The organism is Ectothiorhodospira sp. PHS-1, from assembly GCF_000225005.1.
GTDB lineage: Bacteria > Pseudomonadota > Gammaproteobacteria > Ectothiorhodospirales > Ectothiorhodospiraceae > Ectothiorhodospira.
In genome coordinates this window covers 1-482 of the sequence record NZ_AGBG01000094.1, presented here as the reverse complement: position 1 = coordinate 482, position 482 = coordinate 1, and the positions used below count along the sequence as shown (strand labels likewise).

2 pseudogenes are annotated in these 482 nt (G+C 66.4%); both read right to left on the bottom strand.

Annotated features, from left to right (window positions below):
* A pseudogene (locus tag ECTPHS_RS13750) lies at positions 1–216 on the bottom strand (radical SAM protein); the annotation flags it as partial.
* Positions 217–358: 142 nt separating this feature from the next.
* Positions 359–482: pseudogene (locus ECTPHS_RS15300) on the bottom strand (homoserine O-succinyltransferase); the annotation flags it as partial.

Below are 482 nucleotides of genomic sequence, written 5' to 3'. Positions count from 1 at the left end.
GTAGGCGCCGGAGTCCTGGGAGATGACCAGTAGCTCCTTGACGCCGGCGGCCACCTGATGCTCGGCTTCCTGCATCACCTCGCCCACGGGGCGGCTGACCAGATCGCCGCGAAAGCGAGGGATGATGCAGAAGCTGCAGTGGTGATTGCAGCCCTCGGAAATCTTCAGATAGGCAAAGTGCCGGGGCGTGAGACGCATACGTGCGCCTGCGGGTGGGTGGCCGGCGGGATACGGGAATGCTGGCCCGGCAGCTGGAAAAGCTGTGGGATGTGGAACACCTGGCGGCCCTGCAGGCGGCGCCGGAGGCCCGCGAGTCCATGGACCGGGTGAGCGCGGCGTAGTCCGGGCCGGCTACGGCTCAGGCCTTGACCCGCCCCAGCGGATCATCCGGGTCCACCTCGTCGCGAAACGGCTTCTTGCGGTCGATGTGGGTGTACTGGTAGACGTTGCCCATCCAGTTGTTGATGACGGCTTCGGCGGTG